Consider the following 16,446-nt stretch of genomic DNA (forward strand, 5'->3'; position numbering starts at 1 on the left):
ACGAGACCGCCGCCTCGTGGGAGGCGGCGGTCCGTCCGGACTGGTTGAAGCTCAGCTGGGGGCCGGTGCTATCCGCAGGTCAGCGTCGGAGTCCCCCAGTCTCCGTGGTCGTTGCCGTTGCCGTCGCCCGCGTCGCCGACCTTGAGGTCGATCACCTGGGCGCCGCTGATGTCGACGTCGAGGGGCACCGCGGTCTGTTTGCCGCGGATCGTCGGTGTGGTCACCAGGGTCTTGCCGTCGGCGATCACGGAGAACGTCACCGTTCCCGCACCGCCCGTCTCGTCGTCGACACCGACGTCCGCCGTGAACCGTGAGCAGTTGCCGGCGAGGTAGAGCACGACGTCGCTGACCGAGTTGGTGCCCAGGCCCTTGGCGTGTTCGGCTCCGGCGATGGTGATCTCATGGCCGTCTCCGGCGGCCTGTTCGCCGACGCTGCTGTCGCGCTCGACCGGCCCCCATCCGTTGCTGGACGACAGGAACGGCAGGTCGCTCACGGCGCTCTTCCCGGCCGGTGGAGCCGGCGGGATCCCTCCGACGATGCGCTCGTCACCGGCGGTGGCCTTCCGGCCGTTCTGCCGGTAGTGCACCGTCGTGGTCAGTGCCGAGGCGGACGGCAGCGTTCCGTCGGGCGGTGCGACCTTCCAGGTGAAGGTGGCGGACTGGCCGGGTTGCAGCCGCTCGACCGATGCCGGGCTCGGGGCACTCACGCTCCAGCCGTCGGGCGCGGAGAGCGAGGCCGTCAGCCGGGAGGCGGGCTGCCGGTCCTTCGGCACCCGGACCGTCGTCCGGGCGGTGAAGGACTGTCCTGACTGGGCGGTGTCCGGGACTTCCAGGGTGACCTCCGTCCCCGGACGCTCCGGCATCGCGTACTTGTGGGGGTCGTACCGAGGGCTGTCGTTCTGCGCGACGCGCAGGGACGAGGCATAGCTGCCGTAGTTGGTGAGGGAGACCTTGCCGAGGCCGCCGGTGCTCCCGTCCAGGTTCCACATGGCGATGGCGATGCTGTTGTGGCCGTTCGGGTTCAGGATCCCGTTGGGCACGGGGAAGGTGTGCTGCGGGCCGAGGTAGTTGACGTAGTTGCCGACCTGCCAGCCGTTCACGAAGATCGTGGCGCGGTACTTGCGTGACGGGTCGTCGGTGAACGTCAGCCCGAGCGAGGTGTCCTGGCCGTGGGGCAGGTCCAGGTGGGCGTCGGTGCGGTACCAGGACACGCCGGCACGGGAGTCGGTCGTCGGCAGGGACACCTGCTTCCAGTTGCTGTCCGGGTAGCCCGGCAGGGACCAGCCCGCCCGCTCCCCGTACAGACCGCCCGTCGAGAGCGGGCCGCGCACCGTGTCCTGGAGGTCCTCGCCGCCCCGTACGCCCTGCAGCCGCCATGTGACGGAGGTCAGCGGCGCACCGACGAGGGAGGCACTGGTCAGGCCGCGCGCGGTCTTGTTGCCGTTGGTCGAGTTGTAGTCCTCTTCGTGCCCCATGTTCACGGTGAGCACGGAAAGGACGTTGTCGCCCTTGGAGTTGAGCGAGCCGTCCGGGAACTTCAAGTCAGCGCTGCCGGTGGTGGAGCTGCCGAGGAAGGTGCCGTTGAGCCAGGCGGAGAAGGCCTGTGCGCCTCCGCCGGAGTCGGAGACCAGGTGGATGCCGGTCTCCTTGCCGGTGGCACGGAAGCGTCCGCGGTACCAGGTGTTGCCGGTGTGGAAGCCGTAGTCGTCGGCGTAGAGCACCGGCTGTGAGGTGATGCCGGAGACGCTGTTGGTCGTCGTCCTGTCGGCCACCTGCCAGCTGGTGTCGTCGAATCCGGGGGCGGCTTCGGGGGATTCGTCGGCGTGCTGCCAGTCGGCCAGTGCCGGCAGGTGCACCGGGGCGGCCACCGGGATCGTCGCGGTGCGGCTTCCGGTGGCGGAGGTCCGGGAGTTCAGCGTCCTGCCGTTCCAGGTGACGCGGGCTGCGGAGGTGAACACCTCGATGTTCTTGTCGTCGGCGTTGTCTCCGGTGAGGGCCATGGTCCGGCCGCCGTCCCGGCTGGTCGCCGTCCGCAGGAGGTGGGTGCCCCGGACGAGCACCGGGCCACTCGCCGTGTCCTGCCGCCAGAAGGTCTTCGCCGTGTCCTTGTCGCCGACCAGGAGCAGCAGCGGCCGGTGTCCGCCGCCGCTGATGCTGATGCGGGTCAGTCCCTTGTGGGTGTAGTTGAGCCGCAGGTCACCGGTGGCCGGGTCCCAAGTGGTCGCGGCCGTACCGTCGTTGACGGTCACGGTGGGCTTGGAGGGGTAGCGCAGGACGGTCTCGCCGTCGCTGCCCCGGTCGCCGTAGAGGACGGCGATGTCCCGGTTTCCGATCGTCGCGTCGGTCATGATCTCCGATGTCGAGTACCGCAACTGCGAGTCCCCGAGCGGGTAGTTGGCGACGATCACGTGCGAGTCGCGTCCGTCGAGGGTGATCGCGGTGTCCGGCTGCTGGGGCACGACCGGGTAGGTCGGCTCCGCTGTGTCGGCCGTGGGCACGTCGATCGCGTCGATGGCCACGTAGCTGTCCGTGGAAGACGAGCTGTGGGTCCCGGCGACGACGATCTTCAGCGTGTGCGCTCCGGGCTTCAGACCGGTCTTCTGGAAGATCACCGCCTGGTTCTCGCTGCCGGAGTCGTCGACGGTCGCCGCCTTCTCGCCGTCGAGGTAGACGTCGGCGTAGCCGTGGTTGTTCGTCTTCGACCCGATCCATCGGATCGCGGTGCCGTCGAAGGGGACGGTCACCGAGTCACCGGCCTTGTTGGAGAACGACTCGGTGTGCTTGTAGTCGCCGCCGGTGTAGCTCTGGTCGGCCACGTGCGACCACGAACCGGTGTACTGCAGCGCGGAGTCGGGGTCGTCCCAGGTGTAGGTGGTGTCCGCGGCCGGCTGAGCGTTGAAGTCGAGGGAGATGTGGGTCTTGTCGACCGCGTTGGACGTGGAGTCGCCGTGCCGCAGGACGTGGAACTGCGTCCTGGTGTCGGGATTCATCCGGGCGGTGTCGACCACCGCGGAGTTGTCCGGTGGCGTCGCCCTGATCGCCTCGGTCTTGGTCAGCGGGGCGACCGACTGGGTGAAGTAGCCGATCAGCTTGTCCTCGTCGTACTTCGGATCGAGCTGGCGGTTCTCGCGGATCGCGGCGCCGTAGTCGTACGACGTGTAGTTCTGCGGCATGCCCAGCCAGCCCCAGTTGGTGCCGCCGTAGGTCATGTAGAAGCTCTGTGCGGTGGCGCCGACGGCTATGTTCTGCTTGTAGAAGACGTTGGCGAACTTGTCGTTGATCAGCTGGGCGCACTTGTCGTAGCCCGGTCCGCCCCAGGGGTCGAAGGCGCCGCCCTGGAACTCCGGTGAGTACAGCGGCTTTCCGGCCGGGTGGTCGTAGCTGATGTCGGGGACGCCGTTCCACTTCTCGGGGGTCGAGCAGTTGAAGCCCTGCGGGTAGGAGTCGGGGCCGTCGACGTCCAGGGCGCCCGTGCCGGAGTTGAAGGTGCCGTTGTGGTTGCCGGTCAGCGGGACCGTGATGCCGTCGGCGCGGGCCTTGTCCTCCAGGTGCTTCATGTACGAGCGCCCTGCGTCCGAGCCGTTGTAGTACTCGTTCTCGACCTGATAGGCGATCACCGAGCCAGTGCCGTTGGTCAGTTGATGACGGGCGATGATCCGGTCGATCTGCGTCAGCCACTCGTCCGCGTACTTCAGGAACCGCGGGTCGTCACTGCGGTTGTTCTCGGCCTTGGTGGTCAGCCAGCCGGGCAGACCTCCGCTGTCGACCTCCGCGTTGATGTACGGCGCCGGGCGCGCGATCACGTAGAGCCCGGCCTCCTCGGCCATGTCGAGGAGCTTGTCGACGTCGCGGACGCCGGTGAAGTCGTAGACGCCGGGCTTGGGCGAGTGGTAGCCCCAATCGAAGTACAGGGAAGTGGAGTTGAACCCTGCGGCCTTCATCTTCTGGAAGATGTCGCGCCACAGGTCCGGGCTCGGGAGCCGGAAGTAGTGGAACTCGCCGGACCACAAGTAGGTGCGCCTGCCGTCGACGAGGAACGAGTAGCCGTCGAGAGTCACCGTGTGCGCCCGCGCACCGGCGGTGGGCGCGTCGGCGGAGATCTGTCCGCCGACGTCCCGCGCCGCGGCGGGCACTGTCAGGCCCGTGGCCAGGGCGATGGTCGCGGCTGTCGCGAGGACCGCCCTCCACCACCGACGACGACCGGGTCTCGCACTGTCAGGATCAATCCGATTACCCCGCACTGCGGCCTCCTCCATACCGCCTGAGCAATCAGAGTCAAACAGACTCAGGCAAAGCCGAACATTAAAGGTGGACAAGGCGCGACACAATGGGGCCGGAGGCAACAGCTGTGGCGGCTTTGCCTGTTGCGCGCATCAAGGCCCACGGCGGATCAGGGCCTACGGCGGATCACGCGTCCCCCGCGGCGGACGGCCGCAGTGCGTCGAGCACCAGATGCACCGCCGCGCGAGGCGGCGCGCCCCTGCGGATCGCCGCCGTGATCGTACGGGTCACCGGGTCGGCCAGCTCCCGTGTCGCGACGCGGTAGCGGCCCGCGTCGACGGCCAGTTCCGGCAGCAGCGCGACCGCGTGCCCGGCTTCGACGAGCTCCAGGGTCAGCATGTAGTTGCTGAACCGGCCCACCACCCGGGGTTCGAACCGCGCCTGCCGGCACAGCCGCAGGGCGAGGTTCGCCATGTACGACTGGGGGATGTCGAACGCCCACGGTTCATCGGCGAAGGCGGCCAGATTGGCCGGGCCGCGCCCGGCGGCCGGGTGCTCGGGCGGCAGCACCAGCAGGATCGGATCCGTCGACAGCGGCAGCAGGTCGAGGTCCGGGCCGAGCGGCAGCTCCCCGAAGTCCGTGGTCGTGATCACGAGGTCCGCGTCACCGACCCGCAGCGCCGGCACGCTCTCGTGCGGCTCCAACTCCAGGAGCTGGATGTCGAGTTGGGGGTACTCGCGGGTCAGGCGCGTCATCGCCGGTACGGCCATGGTGTGCACCGCGCTCTGGAACGCCCCGAGCCGCACCAGACCCGACGGCTCCTCGTCGAGCCCGCGCAGCTCCGCCTCCACGGTGTCCATGTGGTCGAGGATCGCCCGCGCGCGCCGGGCGAGGATCAGCCCGGCCGAGGTCAGCCGGACCCGGCGCCCCGTGCGTTCGAGCAGCTGTGTGCCGGTCTCGGACTCGAGCACGGCGAGCTGCTGGGACACGCTCGACGGGCTCAGGTGGGCGGCCTCGGCCACGGCCCTGACCGTGCCCAGCGTGTCCAGCTGGGACAGCAGCCGCAGCCTCCAGGGGTTCATCACCCTCTTATTGTTGTGCGGTTTTTCCGAACAGTACAGCCGGAATTGTGTGATGGACGCGCGCTCGCCGCCTCCCTACCGTCGAAGTCATGGCTGCTGCGACCCCCACCACCCTCCCGTTGAGCTCCGAGCCCGCGTCCGAGTCCTCGTTCTGGGCCGACGCCGATCGACACCTCGTCCGCTACTACGGCGGAGGATTCACCCGCGAGATCATCGAGCGCGCCGCCGGAAGTTTCGTGTTCACCGCCGAGGGCCGCAAGATCCTCGACTTCACCTCCGGCCAGATGAGCGCGATCCTCGGCCACTCGCACCCCGCGATCGTGGAGACCGTCCGGCGTCAGGTCGCCACCCTCGACCACCTCTACAGCGGCATGCTCAGCCGCCCGGTCGTCGAGCTGGCCCGGCGCCTGGCCGGGACCCTGCCCGCACCCCTGGAGAAGGCCCTGCTCCTGACCACCGGCGCCGAGTCGAACGAGGCCGCCATCCGGATGGCGAAGCTGGTCACGGGCAAGCACGAGATCGTCTCCTTCGCCAGGTCCTGGCACGGCATGACACAGGCCGCCGCCTCCGCCACCTACAGCGCGGGCCGCAAGGGCTACGGCCCCTCCGCACCCGGCAACTTCGCGATCCCCGTCCCCAACGCCTACCGCCCGGACTTCACCACGCCGGACGGAGGCCTCGACTGGCGCCGTCAGCTGGACTTCGCCTTCGACCTCATCGACGCGCAGTCCACGGGCAGCCTCGCCGCATGCCTGGTCGAGCCGATTCTCAGCTCCGGCGGCATCATCGAACCGCCGCCCGGCTACTTCGCCGCCCTCCAGCACAAGTGCCGCGAGCGCGGCATGCTCCTGATCCTCGACGAGGCGCAGACCGGTCTGTGCCGCACCGGCACCTGGTACGCCTTCGAACGCGACGGCGTCGTCCCCGACATCCTCACGCTCTCCAAGACCCTCGGCGCGGGCCTGCCGCTCGCGGCTGTCGTGACCAGTGTCGAGATCGAGCAGGAGGCGTACGACCGCGGCTTCCTCTTCTTCACCACGCATGTCTCGGACCCGCTGGTGGCCGCCGTCGGCAACACCGTTCTCGACGTGCTGGCCGACGACGGCCTCGACGCGCGCGCCCGCGAGCTCGGAGCCTTCCTGCGCACCGGCCTGGAAGAGATGGCCGGCCGTCACGAGGTCATCGGCGACATCCGCGGCCGTGGCCTGCTCGTCGGCCTGGAGCTCGTCGTCGACCGCGAGACCAAGCAGAGCTCGGACGAGCTGGGTGCCCGGGTCACCCGCCGCTGCCTGGAGCTCGGCCTGCACATGAACATCGTGCAACTCCCCGGGATGGGCGGGGTCTTCCGCATCGCACCCCCACTGACGGCGACCGAGGACGAACTGGCCCTCGGGCTCTCGATCCTGGACACCGCGATCGGCGAGGTGAGCGCTGCGCTCTGAGACGGGCACGACGGAAGCGCACCACTGCATTCGAAGGGAATCGAATTCATGGACGGTACGAGCCACTCGTAGCAGGGTTGACCAGCGCACTCGGACGCGCCGACCAGCAATGCAACGGGAGGGACATCACCATGCGCAGGATCACCCGGAGCGCCGCCGCGCTCGCCGTCGCCACGGCCGCCCTGGCAGCGGTCAACACCGGCTCGGCCCAGGCCAACGACAGGCCCGTGTACGGCTGTCCGGGCGGAGCGGCCTGCATCTACCCGCAGAACGCGGACATCCACACCAGCACGCCGACGAACATCTACTACAGCTACGGCGCCCACAACCTCAGCAACCAGCTCGGCAACCACTATGTGCTCAACAACCAGTACGGCGGCGCCAACGCCACCGTCCAGTTGTGCACCGGCTACAACGGCGTCAACTGCACGATCACCATCAAGCTGAACGAATTCGGCAACTACAACCTCACGCCCATCAACTCGATCGTCCTGAACCGGCCCTAGCAACCTGGACCCCCACCGATACCAACACACGGTCTGACGCTTGCCGTTCGGCAGCCCACGCCGCCCCTGGACAGGCTCAGTCGCTCTCCAGCGACGTCCGGCGGCGTGGCCCCCGGCTGACGTAGGCGATCGTTCCGGCGGTGGCGAGTGCGGCTGCGACCATGGCCGCAGGGCGGCTGTCGGGGGCCTGGGTCTGCCAGGTCAGCGCCTCCCCCGCGGTGCCCGCGCCCCGGAATGTCGCCGCGCCGAGCGTCCACCCGAGGGGCAGGAACCAGGATCGGGAAGTGCCGACGGTGGCTGCTCCCAGGGCGGTCAGGCCCAGCAGGCCGGCCGCGTCACGCACGACGCATCCGAACGGCCCGAACCGCGTGGCGGTGAGCAGCGTGGTGAGCAGGAGGACGAGTACGCCTGCGAGGGCCGTGGCCAGGTGGGACATCCGCAGCCATCCCCAGGGTCTCGCCGACGTGCGGTCTAGGGTGTCGTCGGGGCCTCCGAGCGTGGCGGTGGCGACAGACACCAGGAGCAGGACCGTCAGGACGAGGACGACGCCGCCCACCTCGCCCGTGCCGCCGAAGGCCCTCGCCGACAGCCAGGCGACCGTGGTGCCGGCGGTGGCCGCGCCGAACGCTGCCGGGACCTGGCGCGAGCGGACGTAGAGCGTGAGACCGTTCATCGGGCGCCTCGCGTCAGGAGGTTGGTGGTGTCCCGGCACTTCTGGGCGGCCTGTTGGACGGCGGTCACGCGGGCTTCGGCCTCGGCGTGCGGCAGTGCCCGCAGCTTCTTCCAGAGCTTGACGGCGTCCGGGTCGTCGAATTCGAGGCCCTCGGTACCGGCGGCCGGTTTCCGGTCGAGCAGCCAGTAGGCCGCAGCGGTGGCCACGGTGAAGTTCCGGTCGTCGCCGCAGCTCGCGGGACCGGTGAACACGCCGGTGAGCATGGCCGGTTCGAAGCGGCCCGGGTGGGCGAGGTGGCCCTGCTTGTCGACCGTGATCGTCATCAGTGCCGTGTCCGGCCGCGACGTGGGTGCGGTGGACGGGAAGAGTGTGGAGGTGTCCTCGTGCGCCTGGGTGAGTGATGTCCTCGACAGCAGTTGCAATGCGTGCCGGGCCTTGGGGGTCACTTCGGGGAGCAGTCCTTCGTGCGCCCGGCTGATGCACACGCGCGGAGTGTCATGGGTGCACACGAGCTCCTGAGCGACCGGGTCGAGCGTCCCCTGCTCGTAGGCGCGTCCGGTCGGCACGACCAGGGCCGTGGCCGTGGCACCGACGGCCAGCGGCACCAGCGCGCTGACCGCGAACTTCCGGTGGTGCACGGCGAGGAGCACCACGGCGGCCGCCGCGACCGCCGCCATCCAGAGCGCCTGGGCGATGCTGACTTTGGTGCCGACGGTGTCGTAGTCGCTGAACATGCTCATCCCCACGGCCGGGGAGAACGCCGCCGCGATTCCGCCGTCCGCGATGGCGTGTGGCGCGAGGATCAGCAGGACGAAGCCGATCACGGCCAGCGCGGGTGCGGTGGCGAGCGCAGGCACCAGGCGTCCGACGGCCAGTCCGAGCCAGACCGAGGCGATCATCGCGATCAGGCCGACGGCCACGACGACGAAGGCCGCGGGCGGCAGGTAGCGGGCGGTGTCCGCGATCCGTGGCGCCGCTGTGAGGAGCGTGACCAGGTACGCGACGAGCACCGCCAGCGCGGTCGCGAGCAGGATCGGCACGATGCGCTGCGGTCGTGGGCGGGGCGTGGTGGTGAACAACTCGGCGACGTTCGCGCGGTGTTCGCGATAGGACTGCCATGCCCCGGCGGCCATCGCGAGGGGTGAGAGCACCGCCAGATACTCGCGCTGCGTCATGACCAGCGCCATCCATCCGGCGGACCAGCGTCCCGGGGTGGTGTGGAGGACGATCGCGCCGCCGACGGTGATCAGGAGCGCCGCGCCGAGGGCCGCCGAACGCCGGAGTTCGATACGGAGGATGCGGTTCATACGGTGCTCCGGTGGCGGCGCAGGAGGGCGGAGTAGCCGCGTTCCGCCGGGCTGTCGCCCGCGTCGCTCTGCCCGCCGCGGGCGATCAGGTCGTCGGGGGTGCCCTGGAAGAGGAGCCGGCCCTCGTTCATGAGGAGGACGTCGGTGCAGGCGGCGACGACGTCCTCGACGAGGTGGGTGGAGACCAGCACACAGCTCTCGGCGGCGAGGTCCCGCAGCAAGTCGCGGAATTCGAGGCGCTGTTCGGGGTCGAGTCCGACGGTGGGCTCATCGAGCAGCAGCAGCCGGGGGTCGTTGACGACGGCCTGTGCGATGCCGGCCCGGCGCAGCATGCCGCCGGAGAGTGTCTTCATCCTGGCGTCGGCCTTGCCGGTGAGACCCACCCGATCGATCGCACGTTGCACGGCGTCGGGCACCGCGGCCTTCGGCATCTCCTTCAGCCAGGCCATGTAGGCGACGAACTCGCGGATGGTGAACCTCGGGTAGAATCCGAACTGCTGCGGCAGATAGCCCAGTTGGCGACGGACCTCGCGGAGGTCGGCACGGCCGTCGACGGGTGCGCCGAGCAGTGTCAGCGAGCCGCCGGCGGGTTTGACGACGGTGGACAGCGCACGCATCAGCGTGGTCTTTCCGGCGCCGTTCGGGCCGAGCACCCCGTGCACGCCCGCGGTCAGCGTCAGGTCGAGTCCGTCGACGGCCAGGTGCCGGCCTGCCCGGACGCGCAGTTTCTCCGCGTGCACGAGCCAGGGATGAAGGGTGGGAGCCGTTTCGGCAGCACGCACCGCTCGCATGGGTGTCTCCTGTGGTGGTGGGGGCGTGATGGGGGTCAGTTGCCGCTGGTCAGGCGGCGGAAGCGGGTGGCGGCCGGCGCAATGATCGCGGCCAGGGCCGCGGTGGCGACGGCCCAGACGGCGGTGCTGCCGGACTGCAGTACCGGAGACAGGGACCGGGTCACCACACTCGGCAGCAGGACCGCGGCGGACCAGGCGAGGGCGAGACCGATCGCAGCGCGCCATACGCCGACGAAGGCGCCGAGCGCGAGGGTGGCCGCCGTGAAGGCCAGGCAGGGCAACAGGGTGAGGGCCAGCGAGGTTCCGGTGCTCACGCCCGCCACGAGCAGTGCCGGAAGCACGACGACGAGCACGGCGAGCGTCCGCCTGAGCACCATGGCCAGTCCTGCCGCGGGGGTGGTGGCGATCAACTCCCAGGCGGGATCGATGCGTTGGCTCCAGGCCACCGCGACGCCGGGCAGCGGGGCCACCGGGGCCAGCAGCAGGACGAGCGAGGGCAGGCTCGGCTCGACGGAGTCGAGCAGCACGCCACAGCCCAGTACCGCGACGGTCACCGCGAGCCAGGGCAGCAGCGTCCAGGCGAGCCAGCGTCGGTGCACGGCCGCTGCCGGTGCGGGGTGCCGGGCGGGCGCAGGGCCGGCGTCGATGGCCCGGTCGAGCGAGGCGGCCACGCGGTCGAGTAGTTCGGCCGTGGCTGGGGTGGTGCGGGCGGCCAGTCGTGCGCGGCAGTCGGCGCATACGTCGAGGTGGACTTCGATCGACCAGAGCGCGGCGTCGTCGAGTCCGTGCCCTCCGTCCGCGTAGCGGGCCAGGATCGTGGTGGTGGGGTGGGTCATGACAGCGCCTCCCGCAGCGCGATCCGGGCCCGCCGCGCGCGGGTCTTCACCGTGCCCTCCGGCATGCCGAGCAGGACCGCCGTCTGACGTACGGACAGGTCGTCGAGGACCATGGCCTGCAGCACCTGGCGCAGTTCCGGTGGCAGCCGCAGCAGCGCCTGTTCGAAGTTCTGGTCGACGCGGTGCGCCATCACCTCGTCCTCGGCGGCGGGCGCGGTCGTCTCCAGCAGGGCGACGGCCGGCACCCGCTCCTGCCGGGCGCGGCGGCGGAACGCGTCGACGAGACGGTTCGCGGCGATCGTCCAGATCCAGCCGACCGCACTGCCGTCGGTCACGGAGCCCGCGTAGCTGCCGGCGGCACGCCAGACGGCCAGGTAGGTCTCCTGCAACACGTCGGCTATCACGTCGTCGTCGGCGCAGCGGCGGCGGAGCCGCACCGCCAGCCAGGGCGAGGTACGCCGGTACAACTCGTCGAACGCCGCCCGGTCACCACCGGCGACGCGACGCACGAGTTCTGCCTCGTCGAGTTCTGCCATGCCTTTCACGATCAGCAAGACGAACCGACCGTCGATTCAGGTTCTCGGACCTCTCGGCGCTGCTGCCGCGGTGGTCGGTCAGCGATCCGCCCAGGCGTGCACCCCGGTCGTCACCGGAGCGCCCGTACGCGCCGACTCCTCACAGGCCAGCGCCAGCAGATGGTCCTGGCACCCCTCGGCCAGCGGATACGGTTCGGGGCCCGCGTCCCGTACCCATGCGCCCGTACGGCACAGCAGATCCACGACGGCCAGGTCGTCCTCGGACAGGCTCGCCCCCAGATGGTCGTTGCGCCACACCACCCGTCCGTCGAAGGAGATGTGGTGCACCTCGGCACCTTCGAGATTGAGGTCCGTGCCGGTGCGGCGGCGCATCAGCGTGGACTCGACCGGGGTGCGCGGATCGGTCATCCGTACCACCGTGTCGTCCACCATCTCGCCGAGCGATCCGCGCACGACGATCCGGCGGGCTCGCAGCGGATTCCACCACTGGTTGTCCGTGAAGTCGTACAGGGCCGTGCGGGCGTCGCCGAAGTCCATCAGGGCGAGGGTGGTGACGGCGTCCTTGGGCGTCAGGTCGTCCGACCACCCGCTGGGAGACAGCGGATCGGCGAGGGGTGCGGTGAAGGCCCGGGCGGTCACTGTCGCGGGTCCGTGTCCGACGCCGAGCGTGTGCCGGATGAGCGACATGGCGTGGTACATGTGCGTCGACGACACCTGTACGGAGGTGACCTGCCCGATCACGCCTTCTTTCACGAGGGCGAGGCGAGCCGCGTGGCCGGGCATCAGGGTGTACTGCTCCGCCACCTGAACCAGTGCGCCTCCCCCGGCGCGGCTGGCCGCTCCCACGGCGTCCCACAGTTCATCGAGGCCTCGTACGTCCGGCGCCGGCGGTGTCTCGGCCAGGACCGGCACCTCACGCTCGACGAGCTCCTGGACGACCGACGGCGTCACGTCCCACGGCACCGAGGGGATCACGAACTCCGGCCCGGCGTCGCACAGTTCGTCGACCGTGCGGAACGCGGGCACCGCCCACTCCGCCTCGAGTCGGGCCGCCCGCTCGGCGGAGCGGGTCACCACACCGGCCACCGCCAGCCGTTCGGGCAACGCCTTGGCCAGCCGGACGAAGAACTCGGCCCGCCAGCCACTGCCCACGATGCCGAACCGTACGGGTGCTTCGCTCACTGTCCCCTCCTCGCGATCGGCGCCGCGAGTCTAACCTCCGACGTCTGCCGTGCACCTGGTCGTCAGATCAGTTCGGGTTGCGGGGCGGTCGGCCGCCGGGTGGGCAGCGTTCCCGCGTCCCAGGCGGTGGTGGTGCGCACGTAGGCGTAGATCACCGAGGCCAGGGCGAGGAGGAGCAGGGGGCCGGAAAGCCAGGGGTGCAGGGCCATCTCGACCGGTCGATAGCGGTACGACAGCAGCAGAGCGGTGAAGACGGTGGCGCCGTAGGTGACCAGATGAATCCCCGACCAGTCCCAGCCGTGGTCGTAGGCACGCAGGGCGGCCTCGATGGTGAGCGTGAACACCACACCGGCGATGAGGTCGGCGCCGTAGTGGTAGCCGAAGCCGAGCGTCGCGGTGAGCGTGGCGATCAGCCAGAACGTGCCTGCGTGGCGCAGTGCGCGTGGACCCTTGCGGGAGTGGATGAAGATCGCGGTGGCCCATGCGGTGTGCAGGCTCGGCATGCAGTTCCGTGGGGTGATGTGGTCGAAGGGCATGTGGTGCGGGACGCCGATCGGAGGCAGCGTCCGCGGCCACAGGTCGGCCGCGGCCCACTGTGCGCTGGGTGCCATGTGGGGCGCCCACAGGCTGACGCCCTCCCAGTGCTGCGCGCCGGTGCCGTAGGCGAAGAGCGGGCCGACCACCGGGAAGATCATGTAGAAGACCGGGCCGACGAGACCGATCACGAGGAAGGTGCGCACCAGATGGTGGCGCGGGAACCGGCGTTCGGCGGCGACATGGCGCAACTGGTACAGCGCGACGGCGACCGCGGCCACCGGGAGCTGGCCGTAGACGATGTCGAGGAAGTTGAAGCCGACGGGGCCGCAGGCGGTCACGAGGCGCCCCAGCAGCCAGGAGGGGTTGCCGAGCGCATGGTCGGTGGTCGCCACGTACTGGTCGAGCACCATGGGGCGGGTCTTGGCGGTGATGAACAGCCAGGCGTCGCCGGTCTTGCGGCCCGTCACCAGCAGCAGGGCCAGTCCGACGCCTTTGAGCAGCAGGACGCGGTCCGGGCCGGTGCGGTGGGTGACGGCGATGACCGCGCAGCCGAGGATCACCCACAGCGCGCCGTTGCCGAAGGGGTGGCCGTCGGTGACCCTGATGTCGGCCGTCCACCGGATCAGCGAGAAGACGACGTCGATGCCGATGGCGGCGCCGAGCGCGATGAAGCGCTGCCGCCAGGTGAGCACCACCATCATCAACGCCAGGCCGGCGTACAGCACCCCGCCCGATTTCGGCGGGAAGATCAGCTCGCGCGCCTGGGTGGTGATGGGCCCGGGCTGGCCGTAGTGGCGTGCGGCGAGTTCCAGCGCCATGAGGAAGCCGATGACCGCGATCGCCACCACGGCCCAGAGTCTCGCCCCGGGCCGAAACCGTCTGCGTATCAATTCCGAACCGCTTCACTAAGTGCCGGCTCTGCCGCCCGCCCCGCCTGCTCCACCCCGGCCACCGCACCCGCGGTCCGCATGAATCTCCCCATACCCTGCTTCACTTCGCCCCCTAGATCGAATGAGCGAAACACACCGAATCTGCGCAGGTCAATAGAGATGCGACAGTCATCACTCAGCGAACTCACAGCGATCGCCGAGCCAACTCTCAGTGATCAATCGGTTATCGCCCGGTGTTCGATCGGGGATCGCCGCGCCGGTCGGGGAGCGCCCTCGCCAGCGGAGGCGCATCCCACTGTATGGATGTACGTTTACTCGGACGGGACGAATGTCCATCGTCGGCGGCCGCCTGAGGGATACCCGGTCCGCCGGGCGTGCCGCGAGGGACCTTCATGACATCTCAGCAGGCGCCGAATCATCGCTCGAAGAGGATGCGGTCACTGTGGCCCGTCCCCGTGGTGACGCTCTCGCTGGCGGCAGCAGGCCTGGCGGGCGCGTGCACGTCTCACGCGGCCGACAGAGCGAACGCACCGGCCCCCTCCGCCATGAGCGCCGCCCCGACCTGCGTCGACAAGGTCTTCGGAGCGATGACGGGGCCGCAGCGCGTCGGCCAGCTCTTCATGGGCGCCGTCACCCCGTCCGCCCCCGACCGGCAGAGAATCCGGCTGATGCACCAGTCCCACGTCGGATCGGTGTTCCTCGCCGGGCGCAGCAGCGCGGGTACGCAGGCGACCAAGTCCCTCGTCGACAGCCTCCAGGCGCAGGCGGACACCGTGGCGGGAAGCCGCGTGCCCCTGCTGGTCTCCACCGATCAGGAGGGCGGCCACGTACAGGTGCTGTCCGGACCGGGGTTCTCGACGATTCCGAGCGCGCTGGTGCAGGGAAGCTGGTCGACCTCGTCCCTGCGCAGTCAGGCCGCCACATGGGCCGAGCAGCTCCGGGCGGCCGGTGTGAATCTGAACCTCGCGCCCGTCGCCGATGTCGTCCCGGCCTCTCTGGGCAAGAACAACGCCCCGATCGGCGGTTACGACCGCGAGTTCGGTCATACGGCCGCGACGGTGACGCCGTACAGCAACGCGTTCGCCGCCGGCATGGCGCAGTCGAAGGTGCTGGCCACGTTCAAGCACTTCCCGGGCCTCGGCCATGTCCGCGGCAACACGGACACCACGGCGAACGTGGTGGATTCGGTGACGACACGTACGAGTTCGAGCCTTGAACCGTTCCGTTCCGGGATCAAGGCCGGCGCTCCCTTCGTCATGATCTCCTCGGCCACGTACAGCAGGATCGACCCGAACCACCAGGCCGTGTTCTCCTCCGTGGTGATCAAGGACATGCTCCGCAAGGACCTCGGTTTCAAGGGCGTCGTCGTCTCCGACGACCTCGGCCAAGCGGTTGCCGTGAAGGCCGTGCCCCCGGCCGAACGGGCCCTGAACTTCCTGTCGGCAGGCGGGGATCTGGTGCTGACGATCGAGCCGAACCAGATCCCGGCCATGGCCAAGGCGGTGCAGACCCGGATGGCACAGAACCCGGCCTTCCGCGATCAGATGAACCAGAGCGTCCATCGCGTTCTGACGGCCAAGCGGCAGGCGGGACTGCTGACCTGCGAGTGAACCGGCTCAGTCGTCCTCGTAGCGCCACTGTGCGAGGTGGGCGAGGGCTTCGGCCCGTGCGCCGATGACGGCCATGCGTGCCGTGCGCTCCCCCTCGTCCATATGGGACTCGTGGCTGGTCACCTGGCCGGGCCACTTCCGGTAGAGGAGTCCGGTCTGCGCACTGAACCAGCCTCGGCTGACGGCGTTCAGCGCCAGCAGGAGGCCCGTGTCCTCCGATGCGGGCAGGGACATCCATCCGCCGAGGGCCAGGAGCAGATCCCGGCGCACGCACAGCGTGGCGGGGTGGACCTGGGGGCGGTGGTCGTGGGTTTTCCAGTGGTCCAGGACCACACCCCGCTCGATCGGCCCCTCCGGCGGGTCCTGGTCGAACCCGACGGTCGAGCCGTCCGGCAGCAGGTCGAGGGCCCGCGACGTCGTCCAGCCGATGCCCGGCCGGGAGACGGCGGCGATGTCGCGTGCGAGGGCACCGGGCGTCAGCATGTCGTCCGCGTCCAGCACCTTCACCAGGCTGCCCCGGGCGCGGGCGAGGCCCATCGTCCGGGCCATGGCCGCGCGTCCGGCCCGGCCTTGCCCGAAGCTCACGCGTGCGTCGTCGGGCACGAACGGGGCCACGGCCTCGCTCTCACCGTCCTCCTGGACGACCCACTGCCACTCCCAGCCAGCGGGCATCTCCTGCTCGACGAGCGACTCGTAGGCGTCCGGCAGGTATTTTGCCCCCGGTGCGTGCACGGCCGTGATGACGCTGATCGTCTCGTCCGCGATGCGCTCGTGCGCCTTGGCCACCTGAACTCCACCGGTCTCGATCGGCGTGCCTGATCAAGATAGCTGC

At 69.8% G+C, this 16,446-nt stretch carries 13 protein-coding genes; 3 read left to right on the forward strand and 10 right to left on the reverse strand.

The window, feature by feature from the left end:
• Window positions 1-68 precede the first annotated feature (68 nt).
• Together MQN93_RS31380 and MQN93_RS31385 are read right to left on the reverse strand one after the other, a co-directional pair.
• Window positions 69-4,241 carry a beta-galactosidase gene (locus MQN93_RS31380; protein WP_242712222.1) on the reverse strand — a complete coding sequence of 1,391 codons (4,173 nt, stop codon included), beginning with the start codon at window positions 4,239-4,241 and terminating at the stop codon, window positions 69-71.
• Window positions 4,242-4,407: 166 nt separating this feature from the next.
• A complete protein-coding gene (locus MQN93_RS31385) occupies window positions 4,408-5,304 on the reverse strand; it encodes a LysR family transcriptional regulator (protein WP_242712223.1) in 897 nt (298 codons plus the stop codon).
• Window positions 5,305-5,393: 89 nt separating this feature from the next.
• Between MQN93_RS31385 and MQN93_RS31390 the strand changes: the two genes are divergently transcribed.
• The gene (locus MQN93_RS31390; RefSeq protein ID WP_242712224.1) at window positions 5,394-6,746 is read left to right on the forward strand and encodes an aspartate aminotransferase family protein; all 1,353 of its coding nucleotides are present in this window, start codon (window positions 5,394-5,396) and stop codon (window positions 6,744-6,746) included.
• A gap of 131 nt (window positions 6,747-6,877) precedes the next feature.
• Entirely contained in the window at window positions 6,878-7,252 is a 375-nt protein-coding gene (locus tag MQN93_RS31395) for a hypothetical protein (RefSeq protein WP_016432806.1), read from the forward strand.
• Window positions 7,253-7,328: 76 nt separating this feature from the next.
• On the opposite strand, the gene MQN93_RS31400 is transcribed toward MQN93_RS31395, so the two are convergent.
• The 7 genes from MQN93_RS31400 to MQN93_RS31430 form a co-directional block, all read right to left on the reverse strand.
• Window positions 7,329-7,925, reverse strand: coding sequence for a hypothetical protein (locus MQN93_RS31400; RefSeq protein ID WP_242712225.1), 597 nt, complete (start codon window positions 7,923-7,925; stop codon window positions 7,329-7,331).
• Entirely contained in the window at window positions 7,922-9,232 is a 1,311-nt protein-coding gene (locus tag MQN93_RS31405; protein WP_242712226.1) for a hypothetical protein, read from the reverse strand. The genes MQN93_RS31400 and MQN93_RS31405 overlap by 4 nt, the downstream gene beginning before the upstream one ends.
• Window positions 9,229-10,023: an ABC transporter ATP-binding protein gene (locus tag MQN93_RS31410; protein ID WP_242712227.1), complete on the reverse strand. Its 795-nt coding sequence runs from the start codon at window positions 10,021-10,023 to the stop codon at window positions 9,229-9,231. Before MQN93_RS31410 ends, MQN93_RS31405 begins: the two co-directional genes overlap by 4 nt.
• Before the next feature lie 35 nt (window positions 10,024-10,058).
• Window positions 10,059-10,859, reverse strand: coding sequence for a cupin domain-containing protein (locus tag MQN93_RS31415; RefSeq protein WP_242712228.1), 801 nt, complete (start codon window positions 10,857-10,859; stop codon window positions 10,059-10,061).
• A complete protein-coding gene (locus MQN93_RS31420) occupies window positions 10,856-11,395 on the reverse strand; it encodes an RNA polymerase sigma factor (RefSeq protein WP_242712229.1) in 540 nt (179 codons plus the stop codon). Before MQN93_RS31420 ends, MQN93_RS31415 begins: the two co-directional genes overlap by 4 nt.
• A 78-nt stretch (window positions 11,396-11,473) precedes the next feature.
• Window positions 11,474-12,577, reverse strand: a complete 1,104-nt coding sequence (locus MQN93_RS31425) for a Gfo/Idh/MocA family protein (RefSeq protein ID WP_242712230.1) — start codon at window positions 12,575-12,577, stop codon at window positions 11,474-11,476.
• A gap of 62 nt (window positions 12,578-12,639) precedes the next feature.
• The gene (locus MQN93_RS31430) at window positions 12,640-13,962 is read right to left on the reverse strand and encodes a phosphatase PAP2 family protein (protein WP_308404453.1); all 1,323 of its coding nucleotides are present in this window, start codon (window positions 13,960-13,962) and stop codon (window positions 12,640-12,642) included.
• Between the two features lie 587 nt (window positions 13,963-14,549).
• On the opposite strand from MQN93_RS31430, the gene MQN93_RS31435 reads away from it, so the two are divergent.
• Complete coding sequence (locus MQN93_RS31435; protein ID WP_242712231.1) at window positions 14,550-15,614, forward strand: glycoside hydrolase family 3 N-terminal domain-containing protein; 1,065 nt, start codon at window positions 14,550-14,552, stop codon at window positions 15,612-15,614.
• Between the two features lie 6 nt (window positions 15,615-15,620).
• Here MQN93_RS31435 and MQN93_RS31440 read toward each other — a convergent pair whose 3' ends face one another.
• Window positions 15,621-16,400 (reverse strand): glycosyltransferase, encoded by a 780-nt coding sequence (locus MQN93_RS31440; RefSeq protein ID WP_242712232.1) that lies wholly within the window; start codon window positions 16,398-16,400, stop codon window positions 15,621-15,623.
• Window positions 16,401-16,446 lie beyond the last annotated feature (46 nt).

The organism is Streptomyces spinosisporus (genome assembly GCF_022698145.1).
In the GTDB taxonomy this organism is placed as follows: domain Bacteria; phylum Actinomycetota; class Actinomycetes; order Streptomycetales; family Streptomycetaceae; genus Streptomyces; species Streptomyces spinosisporus.

Bases quoted from the DNA above. Each gene is read 5' to 3' on its own strand.
- MQN93_RS31410 (WP_242712227.1), bottom strand. From the start codon at position 10,023: ATGCGAGCGGTGCGTGCTGCCGAAACGGCTCCCACCCTTCATCCCTGG.
- MQN93_RS31435 (WP_242712231.1), top strand. From the start codon at position 14,550: ATGAGCGCCGCCCCGACCTGCGTCGACAAGGTCTTCGGAGCGATGACG.
- MQN93_RS31415 (WP_242712228.1), bottom strand. From the start codon at position 10,859: ATGACCCACCCCACCACCACGATCCTGGCCCGCTACGCGGACGGAGGG.
- MQN93_RS31420 (WP_242712229.1), bottom strand. From the start codon at position 11,395: ATGGCAGAACTCGACGAGGCAGAACTCGTGCGTCGCGTCGCCGGTGGT.
- MQN93_RS31405 (WP_242712226.1), bottom strand. From the start codon at position 9,232: ATGAACCGCATCCTCCGTATCGAACTCCGGCGTTCGGCGGCCCTCGGC.
- MQN93_RS31395 (WP_016432806.1), top strand. From the start codon at position 6,878: ATGCGCAGGATCACCCGGAGCGCCGCCGCGCTCGCCGTCGCCACGGCC.
- MQN93_RS31390 (WP_242712224.1), top strand. From the start codon at position 5,394: ATGGCTGCTGCGACCCCCACCACCCTCCCGTTGAGCTCCGAGCCCGCG.
- MQN93_RS31385 (WP_242712223.1), bottom strand. From the start codon at position 5,304: ATGAACCCCTGGAGGCTGCGGCTGCTGTCCCAGCTGGACACGCTGGGC.
- MQN93_RS31400 (WP_242712225.1), bottom strand. From the start codon at position 7,925: ATGAACGGTCTCACGCTCTACGTCCGCTCGCGCCAGGTCCCGGCAGCG.